Genomic DNA, 24299 nt, shown 5'->3' on the forward strand with positions numbered 1-24299 from the left:
GGCATTAGGCTCGGGATCATATAGCTAGTCGGTAGTCGCTTAACCTTTTGGCGCTTTTTATGGCGTCAATCCCGCCAAATCTTGGAGGATCAGCATGACGGAACAAAGCGCGAAACTAACTTGGGGTGAAAAGACGGTGGACCTGCCGGTCAAGACCGGAACCATCGGCCCGAGTGTCATTGATATTGGTGCCCTTTATAAGAACACCTCCACTTTCACTTACGATCCTGGTTTCACCTCCACCGCGTCGTGCGAGTCGAGCATTACCTACATCGATGGCGACGAAGGCGTTCTGCTGCACCGCGGCTATCCGATCGATCAGCTGGCCGAACACGGCGATTTCCTCGAAGTTTGCTACCTCCTTCTCTACGGTGAACTGCCGACGGCAGCGCAGAAGAAGGACTTCGACTATCGCGTGACCCACCATACGATGGTGCACGAGCAGATGTCGCGCTTCTTCACCGGCTTCCGCCGCGACGCACATCCGATGGCCGTCATGTGCGGCTGCGTTGGCGCGCTTTCCGCCTTTTATCACGACTCGACCGACATTACGGATCCGCACCAGCGCATGGTCGCAAGCCTGCGCATGATCGCCAAGATGCCGACGCTCGCCGCCATGGCGTACAAGTACCATATCGGCCAGCCCTTTGTTTACCCGAAGAACGACCTCGACTACGCGTCAAACTTCCTGCGTATGTGCTTTGCGGTTCCGTGCGAAGAATACGTCGTCAATCCGGTGCTTGCCCGCGCCATGGACCGCATCTTTATCCTGCATGCCGATCACGAGCAGAACGCTTCGACGTCGACGGTTCGTCTGGCAGGCTCTTCCGGCGCCAATCCGTTTGCCTGTATTGCTGCAGGCATTGCCTGCCTCTGGGGACCGGCTCACGGCGGCGCCAACGAAGCTGCGCTGAACATGCTGAACGAAATCGGCACGGTCGACCGCATTCCGGAATTCATCGCCCGCGCCAAGGACAAGAACGACCCGTTCCGCCTGATGGGTTTCGGCCACCGCGTCTACAAGAACTACGACCCGCGCGCCAAGATCATGCAGAAGACGGCGCACGAGGTTCTCGGCGAGCTCGGCATCAAGGACGATCCGCTGCTCGACATCGCGATCGAACTGGAGCGTATCGCTCTGACCGATGAATATTTCATCGAGAAGAAGCTGTATCCGAACGTCGATTTCTATTCCGGCATCACGCTGAAGGCTCTCGGCTTCCCCACGACCATGTTCACCGTTCTTTTTGCTCTTGCCCGCACCGTCGGCTGGATCGCACAGTGGAACGAAATGATCGAGGATCCGCATCAGCGCATCGGCCGTCCGCGCCAGCTCTACACCGGCGCTCCGCTGCGCGAATATGTACCTGTTTCCAAGCGCTAAGCTTCGGTATTGAAACAAAAAAACCGGTCAGAGATGACCGGTTTTTTTATGGGCTAGAACGTCCAGAACAATCTGCGCAGCCTTGTCGCCAGGCGGCTCCTCCGTCTGCATCCGTTCCCAGACCAGATCGTAGCCAGCAAGCATCGCCGCACGCTCCGGCGTATCGCTCGACAGGCGCTCCATATAACGAGCCAGCATGCCCGGCCGCAGAACATCGTTGATGAGCTCAGGCAGTACAGCATAGTCGGCGATGAGGTTCGGCAAGGCGGCCGTCCAGATCTTGATGCGCGACAGCACGAATTTCGCCAGCCATTCCGTCTTATAGGTCGAGACGACCGGAACGCCCGCAAGCCCCAGCTCCAGGATTACGGTTCCGGAGGCTGCCATAGCGGCATCCGCCTTAGCAAAGGCACTCCATTTGGCATCCTGGCCGACGAGTATATCCGGCTTGACCTGCCAATTGGCGGTCAAAGAGCGAACCACCGCCTCCTGCCGCGGCACGGTCGGTAGCAGAAAACAAACACTATCATTTCTCCGGCTAAGTTCTTCGGTAGCCCGCTCAAAAACCGGAAGGAGTTGCCGGATCTCCGATGCACGCGATCCAGGCAAAAGCAGGATCGTCTTCACCACATCGGCGCCGGCCAGACTGCGCAAGGCGCGCTGACGTCGTGTCTCCACAAGATTGGCATCGACCGTCAAGCGGTGGCCGACATAAGTGGTTGCGGGACCGCCCAGGCGCTTCATGGCAGCAGGCTCGAACGGCAAGACGGCCAGCACATGGTCGACATAGGCGAGCATCTGCTGCGCGCGATATTCCTTCCACGCCCATACGCTGGGGCAGACGTAATCGATAACTGGCAGATCGGGCAAAGCCTTGCGCACCCGCTTGGCAACGCGATGCGTGAAATCGGGGCTGTCGATGATCACAAGCACGTCCGGCTTTGCAGCAATAATCGCATCCGCCGTCTGCCGGATGCGGGCCAGCAGCTTCGGCAATCGCTTGATAACCTGAATGAAACCCATGATCGAGAGTTCGGAATAATCGAAGAGCGAGCGCAGCCCCTGCGCCTCCAGCGCCTCGCCGCCGACCCCCACCAGCTCGACCGGACCATCATGGCGTCGCTTCAGGGCCGCGACGAGATCGCCGCCCAGCAGATCGCCGGAGACTTCACCGGCAACAACGGCAAGCTTCAAGGGCGCGCTGCTCACATGAAGCCCTCCGCGCTCAGGCCACGATCGATGCCGCAGACGAAAATGCCGGCCTCATCGGCAGCGGCGATCACAGCCTGGCGATCGAGAATCAAAGCTCGGCCAGCTTCGACGGCGACACCAGCCAACCCTGCCTTCTTGGCATTCAACATCGTGGAGACGCCGATGGACGGCAAGTCGGCCCGGATATCCTGCTGCGGCTTGCAGAGCTTGACGAGCACGCCGCGCCGACGGGTTGAAATGCGCCCAGCCGCGCGCAGCTCGGCAACCCGCTCGATCATCTTGTCCGTGCCTTCGGCACCTTCAAGCGCAACGACACGGCCGCCGACGCTGACCGCGCCCTGCCCCACATCCAGAAATCCCAGCGCATCGGCCGCCTTCGCACCCTGTGCAATATCGTGCAGATCCTCTTCCGCTGGCGAGAATTTTCCAAGCGGCCCGGTCGTCGCCAAAAGGTCGGGCGCGATTTCATGCGCGCCAACGACGCGAACGCCACCGGCTTCGATCAGGCGAATGACCATCTGCAGGACGGCATTGTCACCGCCCGAAAGAAGAGTGCGGATGGTCGAGGGCAATTCCCTAATGACGCGCCAGGTCGGATGCACCTGCCGCCAGGAGGGGCGCCGCGCCACGCCGCCCGACATGACGACGCGATCGACGCCATGTCGGCGGAACATTGCTTCGAGACCGGCAAAATTGCCGACACCGAGATTGGCATGATCGAAGGTGGACCAATCGCGGTCCGCCTCGTCAGTCAAAGCGATGATGACGGGGTTTTCACCGGCCTGCCGGGCGGCGTCAGCGACATAAACCGGCAAAAGGCCGCTCCCCGCGATGATCGCCAGCCTGCCTTTTTCGTTTTGGCCGGTCGAAACCACCTCAGGCCTTGCCGCGATTGGGCGACGATAGTGCGCGATCGCTATCGGCAGCGATGAAATCGAGAATCTCCATCGCTTCCTTGCAGTCCGCATATTCATCACGGATGGAGGCTGCATTATCGCGAACCGAACCTTCGGCCTCAAAGATGCTCTTGTAAGCCCGTCGAACCCGATGAATGACAGCGCGATCTATGCCCGCGCGCGTCATGCCGACGACATTCAGCCCGGAGAGCACGCCCGGATTTCCGTTCAGCATGCCATAGGGAATGACATCATAGCTCGCAGCCGTAAGACCACCAATGAAGGCCTGGCGGCCGATACGGGTGAACTGGTGCACCGCGCAGCCGCCGCCAAGAATGGCGCGATCTTCGATGGTGACATGTCCGGCCAACATGACGTTATTCGACATGATGACATTGTTTCCGACGCGGCAGTCGTGAGCGACATGCGAGTTGGCAAGGAACAGGTTGTTGTTGCCGACAATCGTCCTGCCGCCGTAATCGGCCGTACCGGTATTGATCGTCACGCCTTCGCGGATCGTGCAGTTCTCGCCGACATCAAGCGTCGTTTCCTCGCCGTGATGATGGACGCTCTGCGGATCGCCACCGACAACAGCCATCGGAAAGATCTTCGTTCCCTTGCCGATTGTCGTACGACCGGTCACAACGGCATTATTGAGCAACTGAATATCGTCATGCAACACAACCTTGGGACCGACATAGCAGAACGGGCCGACAACAACATTCTCGCCGATGACCGCGCCGTCTTCGACAACCGCCAGCTTATGGATGCGGGCGCTCTTTGCGATGCTGCTCATGCCTGTTCCTGATCCTTCCGTACGATCATCGCACCGATATCGGCCTCGGCGACCAGCGAACCGTCAACCTTGGCATCGCAATGGAACTTCCAGATGGTCCCACGCTGCTTCTGCTTGACGACGTGGAATTCGACACGGTCGCCCGGAACGACCGGCCTGCGGAAGCGGGCGTTGTCGATCGTCATGAAGTAAACGAGGTTACCGCCGATGCCGTCCTTGCGGGCGCAGATCGCACCGGCCGTTTGCGCCATTCCCTCGATGAGCAACACGCCCGGCATGATCGGCGATTCCGGGAAATGTCCGGTAAATTGCGGCTCGTTCGCCGTCACGTTCTTGATGCCGATCGCGGAATTATCGCTATCGATCTCGATGATCTTGTCGACCATCAAGAAGGGGTAGCGATGCGGCAAAAGCTTCATAATTTCAATGATGTCAGCCGACGACAGCGACGTCTTGGCTTCCTCAGTCATGCTCCGCACTCCCGTCTTTCTTGTCTCTGGCTCCTGACCGCTTCGCGATCTCCGCCGATTCCCTTAGAAAATCCCATAGCGGCCGCGCAGGAAGACCCGCATAGCGCTCGCCCGCCGGGATGCTGTTCATCACGCCGCTCTTGGCACCGATCTGCACGCCGTCGCCAATGTGGATATGCCCGTTGAGGCCCGCCTGCCCGCCGATCTGCACGCCATCGCCGATCACCGTGCTGCCGGCAATGCCGACCTGGCTGACGATAGCACAGTGGCGACCGATGCGGACGTTATGTCCGATCTGGACCTGATTGTCGATCTTCGTACCTTCGCCGATCACGGTATCATCCATGGTGCCGCGATCGATCGTTGTATTGGCGCCAATCTCGACATTGTCCTGGATGATGACGCGGCCGATCTGCACGATCTTGACCATGCCGCGCGGTCCCGGCGCATAGCCAAAACCGTCCTGGCCGATGCGCGTGCCATTGTGGATGATGACGCCATTGCCGATATAGGCACAGAGCACGCTCGCTCCGCCGCCGATACTGCAATTGCGCCCGATCTTGACACCCGGCCCGATGAGGGCGTTAGGCCCGATATAGGTCCCCTCGCCGATCTCCGCACCAGGGCCGACGATCGCACCGGGCTCGATGCCGATATTGGCCTCCAGCTTAGCGGTCGCATCGATGGTCGCAGCGGGGGAAATCACGAGCGGATTCGCCGTGAACGTAACCGGCCGCATGGCTTGAGGATGCAGCAGCGCACCGGCAATGGCGAAATCCGTATGCGGCTTCTTCGACAGAAGGACCGGGATGTGATCGGGAACGAAAGACTTCAGTGCCGGAAGGCAAATGATGGCTGAAGCCTTGCAAGTCTCCAGCTCGGCGCGATTCTTTCGGGAAAGGATATAACAAACGTCACCCTCGCCTGCCCGATAGACGGGAGCGATAGATCTGATGACGACCTCGGAAGAGGCCGTATCAGCCAGTTCCGCCCCAAGATGCTCAGCCAGTTGTTTCAAGCTGACGCCACCATGGGGCGGGAAAAAACCAGTATGTTCCATAAGCACCAGCTCCAGAACGGTGTTCAAGCCCGCAGTTCTGGACTGCCGATATCAGAACTGGTTGGCGATGCCAAACCGGAAATTCTCGGTCTTGTCGTAATCTTCCTTCAAGACCGGCACGGCGTAGTCAACACGGATGACACCGAACGGCGACGACCAGATCAGACCGGCACCGAGCGATGCACGGATCGAGCTGTCGTTATGAAGCGTATCGCCAAAGAGATTCGCCTTGTTGCCGTAGAGCGTGCCTGCATCAGCGAAGGCTGCGATACGCAGGCCGATATCCTGGGGAACGCCCGGCATCGGCATGCTCGCTTCAGCCGAAGCGGTGAAGTAGGTCGTACCACCGAGCGGATCGCCATGCGACGAACGCGGACCGATACCAGCATTCTCGAAGCCGCGGATTTCACGGCCGCCGAGCGTAAACTGATCGAAGACGTTCAGCTTGCCATTCGTCGGCATCACGTAGCCGGCACCCACCGTCAGCGAGCCGATGATATCGGCTTCGTCGCTGATCATCTGGTAGTAACGAGCCTTACCGCTCAACTTGTAGAAGTCAGAATCGCCGCCGAGGCCCGCAAATTCATGCGTGAACTTGGCGATGATGCCTTCACGCGGAAGGTTCTGATCATCAAGTGTGTTGTAGGTGAAGGTCTGCGAAACCGTCGACTGTACCCACGGACCGTTCTCAACAAGGTTGAGATACGGAGCCGAAAGGTTGTTCTGCCAATCGTTCGTGCCGTCGTAAGTCAAGCGCTTGTAGTTGTAGCGCAGTGTCGTTGCCAGGTTCTCGGTAATCGGCGCGGTGACGCGCAGCGAGAAGCCTTCTTCCGAATAGTCGTAGTAATCGTCGCTCGACGTCTGGTTCTTGAAGATATCGAAACCGGCAGCCAGACGATAACCGAGGAAATAAGGCTCAGTGAACGAGATGTTGTAGGTACGATTACCTTCCGTACCGGCACCTGCGGCGAGGCGGATATACTGACCGCGACCGAGGAAGTTCTTTTCTTCAACTGAAGCTTCCAGAAGCAAGCCGCCATTGTTGCCAACGGCGTAACCGGCGCCGATACCGAAGGAGCCCGTCGGCTGGTCTTCGACGTTGACGATGACGACGACGCGGTCCGGAGCACTGCCCTGAGCCGTCGAGATATCGACCTTGGTGAAATAGCCGAGCGCGTCGAGGCGACGCTTCGCACGCGTGATCATTTCCTGGTTGAAGGCATCGCCTTCGTTCAGGTCGAACTCGCGGCGGATGACGTAGTCACGCGTGCGGGTGTTGCCACGGATTTCGATACGCTCGACATAGGCGCGCTCGCCCTGGTCGACCAGATATTCGATGCCGATGGTGTGGCCGGACAGATCGCGGTTACCGCGCGGCGTGATGCGGGCGAACGGATAGCCGGCAGCCGCGACGCGCTTGGAAATGTTCTCGATCGAAGTCTGGATATCCTTGGCGCTGTAGACATCGCCCTTGTGGGTGATGACAAGGCCTTTCAGCTCGTCGGCATTGATACCTTCGACGGTCGAGATGACGTTGATATCGCCGTAAGTATAACGCGGACCTTCGTCGACGTTGAAATTCAGCGTGTATTCGTTGCTCTGCTCGTTCAGCGTCGCATCGGCACTGACGACACGGAAGTCGGCATAACCGTGATTGTAGTAGAACTGACGCAGCTGATCCTGGTCGGCCTGCAGACGTTCGGGGCTGTAGACGTCCTTGCGCGTCAGGAACGACAGGAAGTTGCTCTTTTTCGTGCCGATGACCGAAGCAAGGCGACCGCTGCCATAGGCCTGGTTGCCCGAGAAATTGATTTTGTCGATCTTGGTACGCTCGCCCTCGTTGATGACGAAAGCCACGTTCAGACGACCTGGCGCGACCTCGGCGGTCTGCGTCGTCACCTGCACATCGTTACGACCGATGGATGCATAGGCATCCTTGATGGTCTTGACGTCAGCCTGAACGGTCGCCTCGTTATACGGGCCGGCAGCGTGCGTCTGGACGATACCCTGAAGCTTGTCGTCCTTGATCTTTCGGTTGCCGTTGAAGACTACGGCGTTGATGAGCTTGTTTTCGCTGACCGATACAACCAGCGTGCTACCCGAAACGGTAATGTGGACATCAGAGAAATATCCGGTGGCATAGAGCTGCTTCACCGAAGCATCAATGTCACTGGCGGAGAAGCTCTTGCCGGGCTTGATCGTGATATTATCGCGAACGGCTGTCTCGCCGACGCGTCCAGCACCGCGAACGTCAACCCGCTGAATAACAGCTGCTTCAGCGACAGAAGCAGAGGCAAGGGTGATCACACCAGCGCCCGACGCAACAACACCTGCAGACAGCGCTACCGCCGACACTGCGTTCAAAAATTTTGAACCAGCCTTCATTTCACTTCTTACCTTTTTTCAATCGTCCCCAGCCCCGAGCGAACCCGATTCCGGCCACGTGTGTCGTTTTACCCGCTTTTGACATACAAGCAAGGGAGCACGTTAATTTCTGTTTACTTCATTTCAAAGCGTGGCTCATTCGCCACTACGGCTTTGAAACATCGTAAATAAATCGTAATTTTCCTCTCGTCGCCCCACTAGCCTATTCTGGAACTAATATCGTTCCAGGTTGCAAACACCATGAGTGATAGCACCATCGCAAATCCAATCCGGAAAGCGATATCCTGCGCTCGTGCACCCAGAGGTTTTCCCCTTACGGCTTCAATCGCATAGAACATCAGATGGCCGCCATCAAGTACCGGGACGGGCATCAAATTTAATAACCCTATTGAAACAGAAAGTATGGCGGCGAATTGGAGCACCGCGGCAAAACCCAGAGTTGCCATTTGCCCGGAGAGTTGTGCAACCCGGATCGGCCCGCCGAGCTGATCGGCCTTCATATATCCGCCGATGACGTTGCCGAGATATTCGAAAGTGCCGGAAACGATACTGCCAGTCTGCTTCACACCTTCGGTAAGCGCCTGCAGCGGCCCATAAGCCTCGTAACGCAGCCTGATCGGCTTCTGACCATCGCTGATGCCGATCGTGGCAATCTCCGTCCGTGCGCCGAAGACATCGGTCTCCTCCGACTTTCTCGGCGTCACCGATACGTCACGGGTCTGGCCATTACGCTCGATCGACAGTGCCATGGGCTTGTCGGCATGGGCAGCCGCATAACGCTGCACTTCGCCGATAGAGCCGATCTCCCGTCCATCCACAGAAAGAATGCGGTCACCAAGTTCCAAGCCCGCCGTCTGAGCCGGACTGTCAGCCCCAATCGACGCGATCAACGGATCGATCGGGGCGATGCCGATGCTGCCGACATCCTTCTTGTTTCCGGATGCGTCCGTATCCGTCAATGTTGCGGTCACGATCGGCAAATCGCGGATCACGCCATCGCGCTGGATAGTCAGCACGATGCTCTTGCCGGGGCGCTCGGCGATATGACGGCCGATATCGTAATAAGTAGCGGCATTATTGCCATCGACAGCAATCAGACGGTCTCCTGCCTGCACACCGGCCTTTGCCGCCGGTCCGGCCGGTTCCACCGCAGTCACCACCGGATCGACGAGCGCGATACCGATACGACCCATTTCCATCTTGTTGCCGAACTGATCGGTGTCCTCGACCAGTTTCGGAACGATCCGGAAATCGCGATTCTGGCCGTCGCGGTCGACGGTCAGTACGATAGTGCGGCCCGGGCGCAGGCCGACATAGCGCTGCACTTCATCGAAAGTCGTCACCTTGTTGCCATCGACGGCGATCAGGCGGTCGCCTGGCTCGATGCCAGCCTCCGCGGCAGCACCGTCGCGCGTCACCATGGCCACGACCGGATCGGCAACCGTGCGGCCGTAAACGCTGAAAAGGACTGCGAAGATTACAATGGCGAGCAGGAAATTGGCGATCGGTCCGGCCGCAACGGTTGCAGCCCGCTTCCAGAGCCTGGCTCCGGCGAAGGATTGGGCGCGCTCCTCCTCCGTCATCGCCGAGAGCTGATCCACATCGGTCTTGCTGGAGGCGTCCTCGTCGCCGAAGAATCGCACATAACCGCCGAGCGGAATGAGGGAGAGCTTCCAGCGCGTACCGTGTGTATCGGTAAATCCGGCAATCTCCGGCCCGAAGCCGATCGAAAAAGCCATGATGCGAATGCCCGACCAACGACCGACCAGATAGTGGCCCATCTCGTGCACAAAAACGAGCAACGACAGCACAAAGACAAATGTGATGACGTTGTTCGTCAAGAAACCGATGAAGCCAGCCGCGCTACCCATGCAACGATCCTGTTCGTGTTAGAGCGGTTCAGCTTTCACGGAAGCTCCGAACCATTCCATCTTTCTGTTTTCTCGCAATTCCAGACGGAAAACCGCTGCGCACTTTTCCTGGAATTGCTCCAGTATCAGACCCCGAGCAGAACGCCGCCCAATGAAAAGGTCTCGCCGCTCATTGTCAGCGTTATTACGATAGCCAACAAAAACGCTGCAAAACAAGCAAAAATTAGTCCATCGACCCGATCCATGACGCCGCCATGTCCGGGAATCAGATGGCTCGAGTCTTTCACACCAAACTTGCGCTTGACGAACGATTCGAACAGGTCACCGATCTGACTGCAGACGGAAAGCACCAGGGCAAGAAGAGGAATCCACAGGTCTTCGGCTGAAAAGAAGCTCCACACGACCGCCGTTCCCGCGATGACGGCCGCGATAGCACCGCCGATGGCGCCCGACCAGGTCTTGCCCGGCGATATGCTCGGCGCAAGCTTCGGCCCCCCGATAGCGCGGCCGACGAAATAGGCAAAGATGTCCGTCGCCCATACCGTGGCAAAGACGAACAGCATCAGCACGAAGCCGCGAAAATCGTCATCACGGATCTCGGCAAGGGCAATTGCCGTCAATCCGGAATAGAATATGCCGCCCGGCAGCCACCAGCTCTTTCCACGTATGGCGACCATGATCGCGGTAACAGCAACGAAGGCGGCCAGAACCTCGATGGAGTAGACGGATTCGCTCAATGCCGTCGCACCGGCGATCAATACGAGCCCAAGCCAGCCGAGCGCGTTTCCCTGAGGATCGCGGCCATGCAGATCCGATATCGTCGACCATTCATAATAGACGAGCAGACCGATCACGGCGGCCAGCAGACGAAAGCCTGAGCCGCCATACCAGGTGGCAGCAAGAACGATGGCAGCGAGAATGATGCCGGAAATAATGCGCAGCCTGAGTTCGCGGCTCATCAGGACCCCACGGCCGCCGCCTGCTTGGCGGAAAGGCCGCCGAAACGCCGGTCGCGCGCAGCATATTTCTCCAGCGCGGAGAAGAAGAGCTCGCGGCTGAAATCGGGCCAATAATCCGGCACGAACATGAATTCCGAATAAGCGGCCTGCCAGAGCAGGAAATTCGAAAGCCGCTCCTCGCCGCTCGTGCGGATGATGAGATCGGGATCAGGAATACCGGCGGTGTCCAGACGGGCATCGACCAGCTCCGGAGTGATATCCTGCGGGCGCAGCCGCCCGGCCTCGACATCCTTTGCAAGGCCGGCAAAGGCACGTGTGATTTCGTCGCGCGAGCCGTAATTGAAGGCGATGACCAGAGTCAGAGCCGTGTTGTTCCTGGTGGTCTCCTCCGCCTCGATCAGCAAGGGCAGGATATCACCGCGCAGGCCGCTGCGATCGCCGATGACGCGGATGCGCACATTCTGGCGATGAAGCTCGGCAAGGTCCCTCCGGATGAAGGCCTTGAGGAGGCCGAGGAGATCGCTCACCTCCGCCTCGGGCCGGCGCCAGTTCTCCGAGGAGAAGGCGAACAGCGTCAGATATTTTATGCCGATATCGCCGGCAGCCCGCACCGTCTCCCGAACCGCCTCCACGCCCTTGCGGTGGCCCATGGTGCGCGGCAGACCGCGCGCATTGGCCCAGCGTCCGTTGCCATCCATGATGATGGCAACGTGTTCAGGTACGACAGAGAACGTAGGAGCTGACATATGGGTCCGGTTTCGTTCGGCGGAAAGATGCTCTGGCCTCATAATCTAGGGCGCAGCCACCGCTTTCAATATTGCGAAAATCGAAAGCGCGATACTCCCCAGCATGCGATCAGACGTGCATGATTTCCTTTTCTTTGTCGGCTAGCAAGCGGTCGATTTCCGAAATCGTCTCATCCGTCATCTTCTGCACACGTTCAGAGAGAGAGCGGCTCTCGTCCTGACCGATTACGCCATCCTTTTCGGCCTTTTTGAGGCCATCCATGCCATCGCGGCGCACGTGGCGAATCGCCACCTTCGCCTTTTCGGCGTATTCATGCGCGACCTTCACCAGCGAACGGCGACGCTCTTCGTTGAGTTCCGGCAGCGGGATGCGCAGGTTCTGGCCATCGACGATCGGATTGAGACCGAGATTGGATTCGCGGATGGCACGCTCGACAGCGCTGACCATCGATTTGTCCCACACCGACACAGTCAGCATGCGCGGCTCCGGCACGGTGATATTGGCCACCTGGTTCAGCGGCATGCGCGAGCCGTAGGCTTCGATCGTCACAGGATCGAGGATGTTGGCGGATGCGCGCCCGGTGCGCAGTGATGCGATATCGCTCTTGAATGCCGCAATGGCGCCATCCATGCGGCGCTTCAGTTCCTTGAGATCGCTGGCTTCACTCATGTCTATACTCCCCTGTAATGAGGCGACACCGGGGCTGACCCGGCGTCACAGGAATGTCAGTTGTCTGATACGATGGTCTTGCGGCCGCCGCCGGTCAAGATTTCCGCAAAGCCGCCCTTCTCGTGTATGGAGAAGACGACGATCGGAATGGAATTTTCGCGTGCAAGCGCCACGGCGGCGACGTCCATGACGGCCAGTCCCTTTTCGAGCACCTGACTATGGGTCAGATGATCGAAGCGTTCTGCATCGGGGAACTTCTTCGGATCGGCGGAATAGATGCCATCGACCTGCGTTCCCTTGAAGATCGCTTCAGCGCCCATTTCGGCGGCGCGCAGCGCGGCTGCGGAATCCGTCGTGAAGAAGGGATTGCCGGTGCCACCGGCGAAGATGACCACGCGGCCGAGCGAAAGATGGTAGAGCGTGGCGCGCTGCGAGAAGCTTTCGCAGATTTCCGGCATGGAGATGGCCGAGAGCACGACGGTATCGATATTGAGCTTGCGCAGCGAGGTCGCCAGCGCCAGCGCATTGATGACCGTGCCGAGCATGCCCATGTGGTCGCCGGTCACCCGGTCGCCGCCCTTGGAGGCCACGGCTACCCCGCGGAAGATATTGCCGCCGCCAACCACGACGCCGACTTCAACACCCATTTCGCGCGCCTGTGCGATATCACCGGCAATCCGGTCCGCGACCGTGACATCGATACCAAAACCCTGGCTGCCCATCAGAGCTTCACCAGAGGCCTTGAGCAACACGCGCTTGTAGATCGGCTGGGACATCGTAGCTCCTTGAAGTGATCACCGGGGGAATGATTGTGAAAGCCGGATACACGAAGGGCACCGCGTTGTCACGCGATGCCCATACGTTTTCCCTGATATGGTTTCACCAAACCGGAATATGTCCCTTTTCGACCGTGCTTTTCCGCACTTCTTCAAATTGCGGAAAAGCCCTATCGTTTTGTTTCCTTACGCATTCCGAACGGAAAACCGCTACGCACTTTTCCTGGAAATGCTCAGATCAGCCCTTGGCGACAGCCGCAACTTCTGCGGCGAAGTCGCTTTCTTCCTTTTCGACGCCTTCGCCGAGCAGCAGACGGGCCATGCCGGTGATTTCGATCGGGGCACCGGCGGTCTTTTCAGCTTCCTTGAGGGCAGCACCGACCGTCAGGTCCGGATTGATGACGAAAGCCTGCGAGAGAAGAGCGACTTCCTCGAAGAACTTGCGCATACGGCCTTCGACCATCTTTTCGATGATGGCTTCCGGCTTGCCGGATTCGCGGGACTGTTCGATGAAGACGTTGCGTTCGCGCTCGGCGACGGCTGCGTCGACTTCTTCGGCGCGGATAGCCAGCGGGTTCGTAGCAGCGATGTGCATGGCGATCTGGCGGCCGATCGAGGTCAGAACAGCCTTGTCACCGACCGACTTCAGGGCGACCAGAACGCCGAGCTTGCCGATACCGTCGCCAGCAGCGTTATGGATGTAGGTCGCCACAACGCCATGCTCGACTTCCAGCTTGGCGGCACGACGGAGCGTCATGTTCTCGCCGATGGTAGCAATCGCGTCCTTGATGGCGTCGGCGACCGGCTTGCCGGATGCGGGATAGGTCGCAGCCGAAATGGCTTCAACGGTACCGTCGGTGGACAGCGCAACTTCGGCAATGCCGCGAGCGAGGTCCTGGAAGGCATCGTTACGGGCAACGAAGTCGGTTTCGGAATTGAGCTCGACAACAACGGCCTTGTGACCAGCGCCGGCAATGGCGATCAGGCCTTCAGCGGCGGTGCGGCCGGACTTCTTGTCGGCCTTGGAGATGCCCTTGGCGCGCAGCCAGTCGATCGCGGCTTCGATATCGCCGTTCGTCTCGGTCAGCGCCTTCTTGCAGTCCATCATGCCTGCGCCAGACTTTTCGCGCAGTTCTTTCACCAGTGCAGCCGTAATCTCGGTCATAAGCTTCCTCTTGTCGGTTCATACGGTGCGGCAAACGGCTTGAGCCGAAGCGGCACCGATTTGAGGGACGAAATGTACCCGTAAGTATGACAGCGTTATGAAACCGCGTCATACTGTGGAATTCTTGATTGGAACATGCCTGGATTTTCCGCCCAGGCGAGGCGTTATCAAAAACGCGATAAGGCCGCTCGAACTTCTTGAAGTCGCAAACGGCCTTATCCCGGATATCAATGCGCTTGGGCGGGCAATCTTCTGCCCGCCACTTGGCGCGATCAGGCTTCGGTGCCGTCCGCCAGGGTCGGCTCGACCGGAGCTTCTTCGGAAGCGCCGAGGTCACGGCCCGATGCGCTCTGCTGGCGAGCGATACCGTCGATGGCAGCGCGCGAGATCAGGTCGCAGTAAAGAGCGATGGCGCGCGAGGCGTCGTCGTTGCCCGGGATCGGATAGTCGATCAGGTCCGGATCGCAGTTCGAGTCGATGATGGCGACGACCGGGATGCCGAGGCGCTTGGCTTCGTCGATTGCGATCTTTTCCTTGTTGGTGTCGATGATGAACATCAGGTCCGGCGTGCCGCCCATGTCCTTGATACCGCCGAGGGCCTTGTCGAGCTTTTCGCGCTCGCGCTCGAGGTTCAGACGCTCCTTCTTGGTGAAGCCCTGGGCTTCGCCGGAGAGGATTTCGTCGAGCTTGCGCAGGCGCTGGATCGAGTTGGAGATCGTCTTCCAGTTAGTCATCATGCCGCCGAGCCAGCGGGCGTTGACGTAGTACTGAGCCGAACGCTTCGCGCTGTCGGCGATCAGTTCGGACGCCTGGCGCTTGGTGCCGACGAACAGAACGCGGCCGCCGCGGGCAACGGTGTCGCTGACAACCTGCAGAGCGCGGCTCAGCATCGGAACCGTCTGGGCGAGGTCGATGATGTGGATGTTGTTACGATCGCCGAAAATGTACGGCTTCATCTTCGGGTTCCAGCGGTGCGTCTGGTGGCCGAAGTGAACACCTGCTTCGAGAAGCTGGCGCATAGAAAAATCGGGCAATGCCATGCCTTTGTATCCTTTTCCGGTTGAACCTCCGCAAGGCGAACAGCATCCTCTTCGAGAATGCCACCGGGCGGAAAAATCCGGATTTCTCCCGGACAATCCCATGCCTTACGTGTGGAATGCGGGTGCCCATACCTTCGATTCGCTTGGAATGCAAGGCTTTTGGATCAAAAAAACAATCTCGCCATGCCCTCAGCTGGCCAATTTATCAAGAAGCGCCAGCATGACATTGGCATCCGGCATAGGCAATACGGCATCGATCTCGGCCGGCAGCAGGCCGGCGATGGCATTGTCGGCATCGCCGGTCGCGGTGCCGAGCGGTCCGCGGAAACCGTGCCTGGTCCAGGCGAGCTCCTGCAATCGCGGGCTGACGAGAGCTTCGATCATGCGATCGACCTGTTCGTCGATCGCGATCAACGGATGCGCGGAATAGACGGTTGGATGCGGATAGAGCACGACGGGCTTGGCGCTGTTGCTCGCCTGAACCCTCTTCCAACGCTGCGGATCGGCGATGATCCATTCCACCAGCTGATTCTCATAGCCGACGATCATCGGTTCGCCGCCAATGCCGCCCGCGAGATACTGTTCGAACAACTTGCCCGACGAAGACGACTTGAAACCCATGTTGCGGAAGATCGCCTGGGCCTTGTCCCCGAACTGCGCCAGAGCGTCCGGACTCGCGACGTTGCCGCTCAGGAGGCTCAGTACCAGGCCGGAAAACATGAAGCCGGAATTGGAGCGATTCGGATCGGTCGACACGATTCGGGCCTGGCCATAGAGCGAGTTGACACCGAGCTTCGACCAGTTCGTGCCGGCAAGCACGGCATCCAGCAGCGCCTTGAGATCAAGCTGGTGCTGCCCCTCCGGCGTCGTGTTGACGAGCCCCGCCTTGGTCAATCCATCGACGACCGGCTGCCAGGAATAGACGACGACGGGCGTGTTGAGGATGACGCGGTCGTTGCGGATCTTAATGCTATTCTGCCGGGCGATATCGACCATGATCGACGAGGATGGCCAGAGGAAGGCGGGATTCTGCGACAGAAGCGCCTGCTCCCGCACCATTTCCACGGAGCCTGCGACGCGGCTGTTGATCTCAAGGCCATGACTGTGCAGTGCCGATACCACGTCGGCATCGGCAAGGAATGCCTCCTTCTCGCCGCCGATGAAGCCGAAGAGCTTGGTGCTGTTGCCGAGCAGCCCTTGCAGCTCCGGCCTGTCCTTGACGGCGAAATAGCCTCCGGTCCCTGCGACCCCGGCGGCAAGAAGCCCTACTCCAAAAGCGCGGCGAGAAATGGCCATCAGCGTCCTATATCCTCTTTGAGTGAGGCCTGTATGAGGCGCAGCTCCGTATCAAGCGTATCGAGCCTGTCTTCGATCAGGCTGTCGGAATAGTGTACGAAAGCATCTTCCAGTTTGGTCAGAACGAGACCGACCTCCTGAAGGCGCGCAACATCCGGCTGGCGTTTCGCTTCGATGACGGCAAAGCCCTCCGCCACCTCCGCGGCCCGCGGCAGATAGTAGCTGAGGAACCGCCTGACGGTGCCGGCGCTTTCCGGATTGGCTTCCACCTTCGCAAAGACGTCCGCGGCGATCTCCGCCAGATGCCGCACCCGTTTTGCCACATCCTTGCTGCCGATCTGGTTCGCCGATGCTTCCAGCCTTTCGGCCGCGGGAGCAGCCGTGCTCAACAGGTCGCGGGCGAACTCCAGACGCCCCCTGCCGATCGCCTTCGCATCCAGCCCCTCGAACATGCGCTTAGGTGCAAGGATGAAAATCAGGCCGACGAAGACCAAAAGACCGATGATGGCGGCAATCCATATCGGCATGCCGGCAAGAAAGCTGAGCACGGGAACGACGATCGCGGCAGCAAGCCCCGCCACGATCCAATTCCAGTCATTGCCGAACCAATTGCGCATTATCGTCCTAGAGCAATTCCAGCAAAAGTGCGAAGCGGTTTTACGTCCGGAATTGCGTGAAAACAAAGAGATAGAGCATTTCTGTGACTCCGTTCAGAACAGAAATGCTCTAGTTATAGCCGCGCACCGCCCGGAATGCGCTGACCAGATCACCACGGCCGTCGAAGACGCGCGCCGAGGTCTCCTGCGCGAGGGCATCGAGCTGCCGCTTGTCGGCATCGCCGAAGGTGATGCCGAACACTGGCACATGCGGGCTTACAGATGCCCAGCGGCTCATGAAATAGCCATTCCCATCATCGGATTTTCCATCCGTCATGATGACGATCGCGGGCAAGTAGGATGACAGCTCTTGCGTCGACTTCATCCAGTCGAGCGCCTTGCTCGCACAGGCATACATATCAGTACCTCCACCCGCATGCTGACGCGAGACCCTTTCGACCAACATCTTTTGCTGATCGGGCCTCCCCGTCGCCTCGATCGTGGTGCGCACATTGGCGTCAAAGGGAATGACGATGATGCGATCGGCTGGCGTCCATTGCGCCAGGACCTTGCCTGTTTCTTCCGGGTTGAACAGGAATTGCATGGCCGCCTGAAGCTGTTCTTCGCCCTTGCCCGCCATCGAGCCCGAAAAATCGAGGCAGAGAGCCGTCAGCGAAGGCTTGCGCAGCCCCACCTGATAAAGATCAAGCGCCTGGCGGATCATGGCAGGCTCCGGCATGCGGATGGCCGTCACGATCCGGGTCGGATCGAAATTCCATGTCAGGTCCGGCTTGGCGGCAATATCGGAGAGCGGGATGCGGCGACCCGTATCGGCAATGCGTTTCTGCACTGGCGCGGAACGCAGATAGTCGACGAGCTGGTTGAAGAAGGTCTCGACCTCCTGCCCTCGCCCATGATCGACAAAGCCGATAGGCGAATCGGCGACGACGACGCCATCGGCGGGGTAGATGGCATAGAGTGGCTCCCTGCCCATGCCGGCAAGCTTGTCGTTGGTTTCCTTCAGGATCGCTTCGTAATTCCACATGGCGTCGTAAAGCACATCCTTGCCGGCGGAGTCCGTATAGAGATCCGCAAGCCAGCCCGACGAGCCCGAAGAACGCTCCACACCGCCAAGCAGCGCGCGAACCGTGCTCTGGACATCCGGCTTGTCGAGATCGCCCGGCTCTATCACCGGCTTGTTGCCGAGCGCACTCGACAGCATGGCAAGATAGGCACTGGCGCCGGAATTGGATTGCGTGGCCGATGTCATGAGAAACTTCAGCGAACCGCTTTTCACTGCCGCCAGTATGTCCTTCATATAGACCGGCTTGCCGACCCAGCCGAGCGCCTCGGCTTTGGATTTGCGCACGCCGAGAATAACAGGCATCTGTGCGACCGATGTCAGCGACTTGACGCGACGCTTGGTGTCGAACATATCGACCCAGACGCTCGACGCCGGCCAGACGGCATCCTGTTCGACGCCCTGTTCGCTCTGGAGTGCCAGACCGATATCCAGCGTACCCTCATAGGTGAAGCTGCAAGTCGCCTTCTTCTCCTTGCAGAACTCTTCGACGATCGGCTGCAGGACGGTGTTTTCAGAGCCGGAAATGATCGAGAATTTCGAGACCTGTCCGCCGACATTGCAGCTGCTCAACAGGAGTGTGCCTGCCAGCGTCAGCGCGGTAGCAAAAGTGCGGATTGCCATGGGTTCACCGCGCCTCGATCATCGCCTTCTTGAGCTCAATGGTCATTTTCTGCATTCGCTGCTCGGCCTCGGCCCGCTTGGCGCGGCCATCCTCCTGCACCTTCAGGACGCCACCGATCGTGTCGATCAGATCGCGGTTGGCGGCAGCAAGCGTGTCGATGTCGACGATACCGCGCTGCGATTGCTGTTCTATGGCAATCGCCTGGTCCTTCATCATTTTCGATGCCTGGCGGATCATGTCGTTGGTGGCGTCGGTGACGGTCTTCTGCAGTTCGAGCGCGGACTTCTGCTGGGTCAGACCCAGAAGGATCACCATCTTCTGCTTCCAGGCCGGCACGGTCAGTGCCGACGTCGCCTGCAGGTTCTCGATCAGGGTTTCGTCACCGGCCTGAACGATACGGATCTGCGGCAATTGCTGAATGCCGAGCTGGCGTGCCTGCTGCAGATAGAAGACCCGCTTTTCCAGACGATCGAGGGCCTGTAGGCTATCCTGATAGACCTGCGCCTCCAGCATGCCGCCGCCAGGATTAGCCGAAGCCGCATCTGCGGAACTTTTCAGGCGCGGAAGCTCGGTCGCACGAAAACGCTCGGCGAAATCCTTGCCGGCCTGCACATAGGCATCAAGCTGCACGATGGACTGCTTTGTCTCTTCATGCAGATCGTCCAGAAGGGCGATGTCCCGGCGCAGAATATCCTTGTGACGGTCAAGCTCGAGCCCGATGCGATCGATCTGGCCGGCTACGTCTTCGAACTGCTCTTTGAAACGCTCCAGCTTCGCCCTGAACGAGGAAAACATCCGCGATAGGAAGCCCTCGTCCTTCAACGAGGCAGGATCGAGCTTCTTCGACTTGACGATGATATCGGTCAGCAACTTGCCGACTTCGCCGAGATCGCGGTTGCGCACCTCGCGCAGGATACGATCGGAATAATCGGAAACGGCCTGCTGGGCACGGTCGCCGTAGACGGAAATGCCGGCCCTGTCGGTCAGATCTATGCTGTCGCCGATGCGGGCGATTTCCGCCGGATCGGCCGCGACGACCGGCAGCGTGTTATTGGAACTCGTGGAGATACCGGTATTGCTCATAGGTCGTGCTTTCTCGTCCATAGACTCGGGAGCCGACCGCAAAAATTGTCAATCGCCCCAAGACGATGCCCCCGCGCGCCCCACTACAATTTCAGATCGAAGCAGAGGGAATCTGCACTTACTTCTGCGTGTCGATCGTTTCACACAATAGTGAAACTTGGATCACAGTTTTATGACAGAGGTTTTGCACGTTGAACGAGAGTCTATTGGCACGCCTTCGTACCGAGAACTTCAAGCTTGGTGAGCTTGCCGGTCAGCACGAAGTCACCATAATCCATGGTGAGGTCGCGCGTGATGCCGTTCTCGTAGAGTTTAAAGGACATCCGGTAGACGGGCATGGCGTCGCCGGTGGACTTTTCGTTGAAATAAGCCACGGTCACCGGCCAAAAAGGCGTCTTGGAGAAGGCGCCAGCCTTGTCGGCATCGGGATCATCGGTCGCCGGCGTCTGTTCCTTGCCGACGACGGTGGTGGCGATCAGCGGCTTGTCCCCATCGTCGGAACCGTCGAAAACTTGCGCCTCGAAGAAATTCTTGCCGAGCTTCGCATTGTGGATAATGTCGAGCATATGCTCCGTCGGGAAACGGCTCTCGATGATCTGGACCTGCTTGTTCTGCGGCTGGGTGAGGTCGACCTTGATGCCCTTCTGGTCGTCGCTTGCGGCGCCGCGCACATCCTTGTCGAGCTGGCTGTCAGTATAGGACTTGGTCTCGAAGCGGAACAGCCGCTTGCCGAGATCCTCGAAGGTCGTCGTCTGTTGGTCGCTGACGCGCGTTGAGTCCCCCGTATCGATCTTCGTCACGAAGCGGAAATTGGTGGTGAATCCGGTGCAATCGGAGCCTTCGAACTCATAGACCATGCGGCCGACCATGCCGGAGATGCCGGAGCGATCGGAGGCATCCTTCAGTTCAAGATCATAGACGGCGCGATGCGCGATCAGCCCGCTCGGACCGGCAGCATGGGCTGCCGAGGTTCCCAGTGACAGAATGCTCAGGCCCGAAACGACGGTAGCAGCAAGACTCGAGCGGAACATTCATTATCTCCTGTTGGACTCGCACGCGATGTTATAAGAACGCTTTCGGCTGAACGAGGCTGCCGATCCTAAGTGACCGAATTTAGTCTTGATGCCGGATTTTTGAAGTTTTTACAACAAAACGGGAGATGAATAATGTCCGACGCTATCGAGGGCCGCCTGAAGGAACTCGGCATCGTTCTGCCGCAAGCTGCAGCACCGGCCGCCAACTACGTTCCCTATGTCATCAGCGGCAATCTTCTCTATCTGTCGGGACAGCTGCCGATGGAAAACGGCAAGATCGGCGTCACGGGTCATCTCGGCAAGGATGTCGATGTTGCCGGCGGACAGCGAGCGGCCGAGCTTTGTGCCATCAATATTCTCGCCCAGGCGAAAGCTGCCCTCGGCGGCGATCTCGGCCGGATCAAGCGGCTGATCAAGCTCAACGGCTTCGTCGCCTCGACGCCCGATTTCGTCGAACAACACCTTGTGATCAACGGCGCATCCAATCTTCTGGCAAACGTGCTTGGCGAAGCCGGCAAGCATGCCCGCGCCGCCGTCGGCATGGCCGCCCTGCCGCTCAATGCCGCCGTTGAAATCGATGCTATTCTGGAAATTGCATAATGAGCAAGCTTGCCTGGTTGACCGAGCGTCCGGTCGCTCACCGCGGCTATCATGACATGAACAAGGAAGTCTGGGAAAATACACTCTCCGCCTTCAGCCGTGCCATCGAGGCGGGCTTTGCCATCGAATGCGACCTACACTACGCCTCCGACGGCGTTCCGGTGGTCTTTCATGACGACGACCTGCAACGCGTCTGCAATCTGCCGGGCGAAGTGCGCGAACGCACCTCGGCCGAGCTCGGGCTGCTGTCGGTCGGCGGTACCAAGGACAAGATCCCGACGCTGAAGCAGCTCCTGCGGCTCTGCGACGGCAAGGTGCCGCTGGTGCTGGAGCTCAAGGGACGCGAAGGCGATGACGATGGCTTTGCCGAATCCGTGCTCGAAGTACTGGAAGGCTACAAGGGGCATGTGGCGCTGATGAGCTTCGATCATTGGCTGCTCAAGGACCTCAAGGCGCTGGAAGCGCCCTACCCTGTCGGACTGACGGCTGAAGGAAACAAGCCTGAGACGTTTTTTCAGCATGACGAAGCCATGCATCTTGGGCTAGACTTCATCTCGTACTTCTACGGCCACCTGCCGAACCCCTTTGTTACGGCGCAACGCCAGCGTGGTATTCCGGTCATCACCTGGACCGTGCGCGACGAAGCAGCCCGCAAACATACATTTGCCAATGCAGACCAGATGACCTTCGAAGGTTTTGATCCGCGCCTGGCCTCATAAATCGGCATCGATTGAAGAAGAGGCTTTGCGCATACCCAAATTGCCGCTGCGCCGACAGTGCGCCCTTCGGGCGGATGGCGCGGCGGTGAGAGCCCCTTCTTTCCTTCCAAGCGCAAGAGTTTGATGACAGACGAATTATCCATTCGAGTCGAACGATCCTTCAAGAATATCGCCCCGGAGAGCTGGTCGAAGCTGGCCGGAGCGTCCAGAACCGGCAGCGTCCTGCCCTACAATCCCTTTGTCTCGCACGCCTTCCTCTCATCGCTTGAGGAGTCCGGTTCCGCCACCGACAAGACCGGCTGGCTCGGCAATCACCTGCTGCTGGAAACCGAAAGCGGCGAATTGCTTGGTGCCGTCGCCGGCTACCTCAAGAGCCATAGCCAGGGCGAATATGTCTTCGACCATGGCTGGGCCGATGCCTTCGAGCGTGCCGGCGGACGCTATTATCCGAAACTGCAATGCTCCATTCCCTTCACGCCCGCCACCGGGCCGCGGCTGCTGGTGGCCGAAGGGCAGGATAGGAGCGTGCTGCAGCCAGCGCTCGCCGAAAGCCTGAAGGAAGTCACGCGGCAGCTCGGCGTTTCCTCAGCGCACATCACCTTTCTGCCTGAGGAGGAAGCCTCGGTCTTCGAAGGCGACGGCTATCTGCATCGTACCGATCAGCAATTTCACTTTATCAACGAGGGCTATGCCGATCACGACGCCTTTCTGGAGACGCTGGCATCGCGTAAACGCAAGGCGCTTAAGAAGGAACGGCGCGCGGCGGTCGAGCGTGGTATCACCATCGACTGGCTGACCGGCAGCGACCTGACGGAAGGCATATGGGACCAGTTCTTCGCCTTCTATATGGATACCGGCAGCCGCAAATGGGGCCGCCCCTATCTCACCCGAAAATTCTATTCGCTGATCGGCGAGCGCATGCCTGACGACATCCTGCTCGTCATGGCGAAGCGCGAAGGACGTTATATCGCCGGCGCCATCAACTTCATCGGGGGCGAAACGCTTTATGGCCGCCATTGGGGCTGCATCGAGGATCACCCCTTCCTGCATTTCGAGGTCTGTTATCACCAGGCAATCGATTTTGCGCTGAGCAAGGGGCTGAAGCGGGTGGAAGCCGGGGCGCAGGGTGAACACAAGCTGGCACGCGGCTATCTTCCAGTGATCACGCACTCGGCGCATTACATTGGCCATCAGGGCCTGCGGCGCGCCGTTGCGGACTATCTGAAGCATGAGCGGGAACAGATAGAGGAGATGAGCGAAATTCTCACCGAGCACAGCCCCTTCCGCAAAGGCGAACGGCAAGATATCTAGCCGTATGGGATAACCATAAACGCAAGACGAGGAGATACCGGATGACCATCCCCGCCTATGACGACAACAATATCTTCGCAAAGATCCTGAAGGGCGATATTCCTTCCTATCGCGTCTACGAGGATGAGCACACGGTCGCCTTCATGGATGTGATGCCGCAGTCGCCTGGCCATACGCTTGTCGTGCCGAAGGCACCCTCGCGCAATATTTTCGATGCCGACCCGGCTGCATTACAGCAGGCAATCACTGTGGTGCAGAAGATCGCTGTCGCCGTTCGGGAAGCCTTTGATGCCGACGGCGTCTATATCGCGCAGTTTAACGAGCCCCCCGCGGGGCAGACCGTCTTCCATCTGCATTTCCACGTCATCCCCCGCATCGAGGGCGTCGCGCTGAAGCCGCATTCGGGCAAGATGGAAGACGGCTCGGTATTGGCGGAAAACGCCAGGAAGATCGTCGAAGCCTTGGCCTGATCCCGACAACCTCATCTCATTTATGAGATATTCCTTATAACCATATAAAAACGG

General features: G+C 58.9%; 23 protein-coding genes. 5 read left to right on the forward strand and 18 right to left on the reverse strand.

Annotation, left to right across the window (positions count from 1 at the left end; translation table 11 throughout):
* The first annotated feature begins 94 nt into the window (after positions 1-94).
* Positions 95-1384 (forward strand): citrate synthase, encoded by a 1290-nt coding sequence (gene gltA, locus GDN47_RS21325; RefSeq protein WP_015339806.1) that lies wholly within the window; start codon positions 95-97, stop codon positions 1382-1384.
* 27 nt (positions 1385-1411) lie between these two features.
* Here gltA and lpxB read toward each other — a convergent pair whose 3' ends face one another.
* From lpxB to GDN47_RS21415, 18 genes are all read right to left on the reverse strand, one after another.
* Entirely contained in the window at positions 1412-2593 is a 1182-nt protein-coding gene (gene lpxB, locus GDN47_RS21330; RefSeq protein ID WP_152094204.1) for a lipid-A-disaccharide synthase, read from the reverse strand.
* Positions 2590-3471, reverse strand: coding sequence for an LpxI family protein (locus GDN47_RS21335; RefSeq protein WP_152094205.1), 882 nt, complete (start codon positions 3469-3471; stop codon positions 2590-2592). The genes lpxB and GDN47_RS21335 overlap by 4 nt, the downstream gene beginning before the upstream one ends.
* A 1-nt stretch (position 3472) precedes the next feature.
* Positions 3473-4288, reverse strand: coding sequence for an acyl-ACP--UDP-N-acetylglucosamine O-acyltransferase (gene lpxA / locus GDN47_RS21340; RefSeq protein WP_095434809.1), 816 nt, complete (start codon positions 4286-4288; stop codon positions 3473-3475).
* A complete protein-coding gene (fabZ, locus tag GDN47_RS21345) occupies positions 4285-4758 on the reverse strand; it encodes a 3-hydroxyacyl-ACP dehydratase FabZ (RefSeq protein WP_069612095.1) in 474 nt (157 codons plus the stop codon). Before fabZ ends, lpxA begins: the two co-directional genes overlap by 4 nt.
* A complete protein-coding gene (lpxD, locus tag GDN47_RS21350) occupies positions 4751-5818 on the reverse strand; it encodes a UDP-3-O-(3-hydroxymyristoyl)glucosamine N-acyltransferase (protein WP_152094206.1) in 1068 nt (355 codons plus the stop codon). Before lpxD ends, fabZ begins: the two co-directional genes overlap by 8 nt.
* Before the next feature lie 51 nt (positions 5819-5869).
* Positions 5870-8203, reverse strand: a complete 2334-nt coding sequence (bamA, locus tag GDN47_RS21355) for an outer membrane protein assembly factor BamA (RefSeq protein ID WP_113333716.1) — start codon at positions 8201-8203, stop codon at positions 5870-5872.
* Between the two features lie 197 nt (positions 8204-8400).
* Positions 8401-10074: an RIP metalloprotease RseP gene (gene rseP, locus GDN47_RS32760; protein WP_113333715.1), complete on the reverse strand. Its 1674-nt coding sequence runs from the start codon at positions 10072-10074 to the stop codon at positions 8401-8403.
* 125 nt (positions 10075-10199) lie between these two features.
* A complete protein-coding gene (locus GDN47_RS21365) occupies positions 10200-11033 on the reverse strand; it encodes a phosphatidate cytidylyltransferase (RefSeq protein ID WP_113352593.1) in 834 nt (277 codons plus the stop codon).
* On the reverse strand, positions 11033-11821 hold the full coding sequence (locus tag GDN47_RS21370) for an isoprenyl transferase (RefSeq protein ID WP_267904831.1): 789 nt from the start codon (positions 11819-11821) through the stop codon (positions 11033-11035). The genes GDN47_RS21365 and GDN47_RS21370 overlap by 1 nt, the downstream gene beginning before the upstream one ends.
* A gap of 67 nt (positions 11822-11888) precedes the next feature.
* Positions 11889-12449, reverse strand: a complete 561-nt coding sequence (gene frr, locus GDN47_RS21375; RefSeq protein ID WP_095434804.1) for a ribosome recycling factor — start codon at positions 12447-12449, stop codon at positions 11889-11891.
* 56 nt (positions 12450-12505) lie between these two features.
* The gene (pyrH, locus tag GDN47_RS21380) at positions 12506-13225 is read right to left on the reverse strand and encodes a UMP kinase (protein ID WP_113333713.1); all 720 of its coding nucleotides are present in this window, start codon (positions 13223-13225) and stop codon (positions 12506-12508) included.
* Between the two features lie 238 nt (positions 13226-13463).
* Positions 13464-14390, reverse strand: coding sequence for a translation elongation factor Ts (tsf, locus tag GDN47_RS21385; protein ID WP_069612087.1), 927 nt, complete (start codon positions 14388-14390; stop codon positions 13464-13466).
* Between the two features lie 272 nt (positions 14391-14662).
* Positions 14663-15430 (reverse strand): 30S ribosomal protein S2, encoded by a 768-nt coding sequence (gene rpsB, locus GDN47_RS21390; protein WP_047633284.1) that lies wholly within the window; start codon positions 15428-15430, stop codon positions 14663-14665.
* A gap of 189 nt (positions 15431-15619) precedes the next feature.
* Positions 15620-16726 (reverse strand): substrate-binding domain-containing protein, encoded by a 1107-nt coding sequence (locus tag GDN47_RS21395; protein ID WP_113389600.1) that lies wholly within the window; start codon positions 16724-16726, stop codon positions 15620-15622.
* On the reverse strand, positions 16726-17343 hold the full coding sequence (locus GDN47_RS21400; RefSeq protein WP_152094207.1) for a 5-bromo-4-chloroindolyl phosphate hydrolysis family protein: 618 nt from the start codon (positions 17341-17343) through the stop codon (positions 16726-16728). Before GDN47_RS21400 ends, GDN47_RS21395 begins: the two co-directional genes overlap by 1 nt.
* Before the next feature lie 109 nt (positions 17344-17452).
* Complete coding sequence (locus GDN47_RS21405) at positions 17453-19027, reverse strand: substrate-binding domain-containing protein (RefSeq protein ID WP_152094208.1); 1575 nt, start codon at positions 19025-19027, stop codon at positions 17453-17455.
* 4 nt (positions 19028-19031) lie between these two features.
* A complete protein-coding gene (locus GDN47_RS21410) occupies positions 19032-20111 on the reverse strand; it encodes a toxic anion resistance protein (protein WP_152094209.1) in 1080 nt (359 codons plus the stop codon).
* 203 nt (positions 20112-20314) lie between these two features.
* Complete coding sequence (locus GDN47_RS21415) at positions 20315-21142, reverse strand: cell envelope integrity EipB family protein (RefSeq protein WP_113333708.1); 828 nt, start codon at positions 21140-21142, stop codon at positions 20315-20317.
* Between the two features lie 135 nt (positions 21143-21277).
* On the opposite strand from GDN47_RS21415, the gene GDN47_RS21420 reads away from it, so the two are divergent.
* From GDN47_RS21420 to GDN47_RS21435, 4 genes are all read left to right on the forward strand, one after another.
* A complete protein-coding gene (locus GDN47_RS21420; protein ID WP_092715564.1) occupies positions 21278-21745 on the forward strand; it encodes a RidA family protein in 468 nt (155 codons plus the stop codon).
* Entirely contained in the window at positions 21745-22464 is a 720-nt protein-coding gene (locus GDN47_RS21425) for a glycerophosphodiester phosphodiesterase (protein WP_112721370.1), read from the forward strand. The genes GDN47_RS21420 and GDN47_RS21425 overlap by 1 nt, the downstream gene beginning before the upstream one ends.
* Positions 22465-22587: 123 nt before the next feature.
* The gene (locus GDN47_RS21430) at positions 22588-23775 is read left to right on the forward strand and encodes a GNAT family N-acetyltransferase (protein WP_113333707.1); all 1188 of its coding nucleotides are present in this window, start codon (positions 22588-22590) and stop codon (positions 23773-23775) included.
* 41 nt (positions 23776-23816) lie between these two features.
* Complete coding sequence (locus GDN47_RS21435) at positions 23817-24245, forward strand: HIT family protein (RefSeq protein ID WP_113333706.1); 429 nt, start codon at positions 23817-23819, stop codon at positions 24243-24245.
* Positions 24246-24299: the final 54 nt, after the last annotated feature.

The sequence above is a fragment of the Martinezella dioscoreae genome, from assembly GCF_009176305.1.
GTDB lineage: Bacteria > Pseudomonadota > Alphaproteobacteria > Rhizobiales > Rhizobiaceae > Rhizobium > Rhizobium dioscoreae.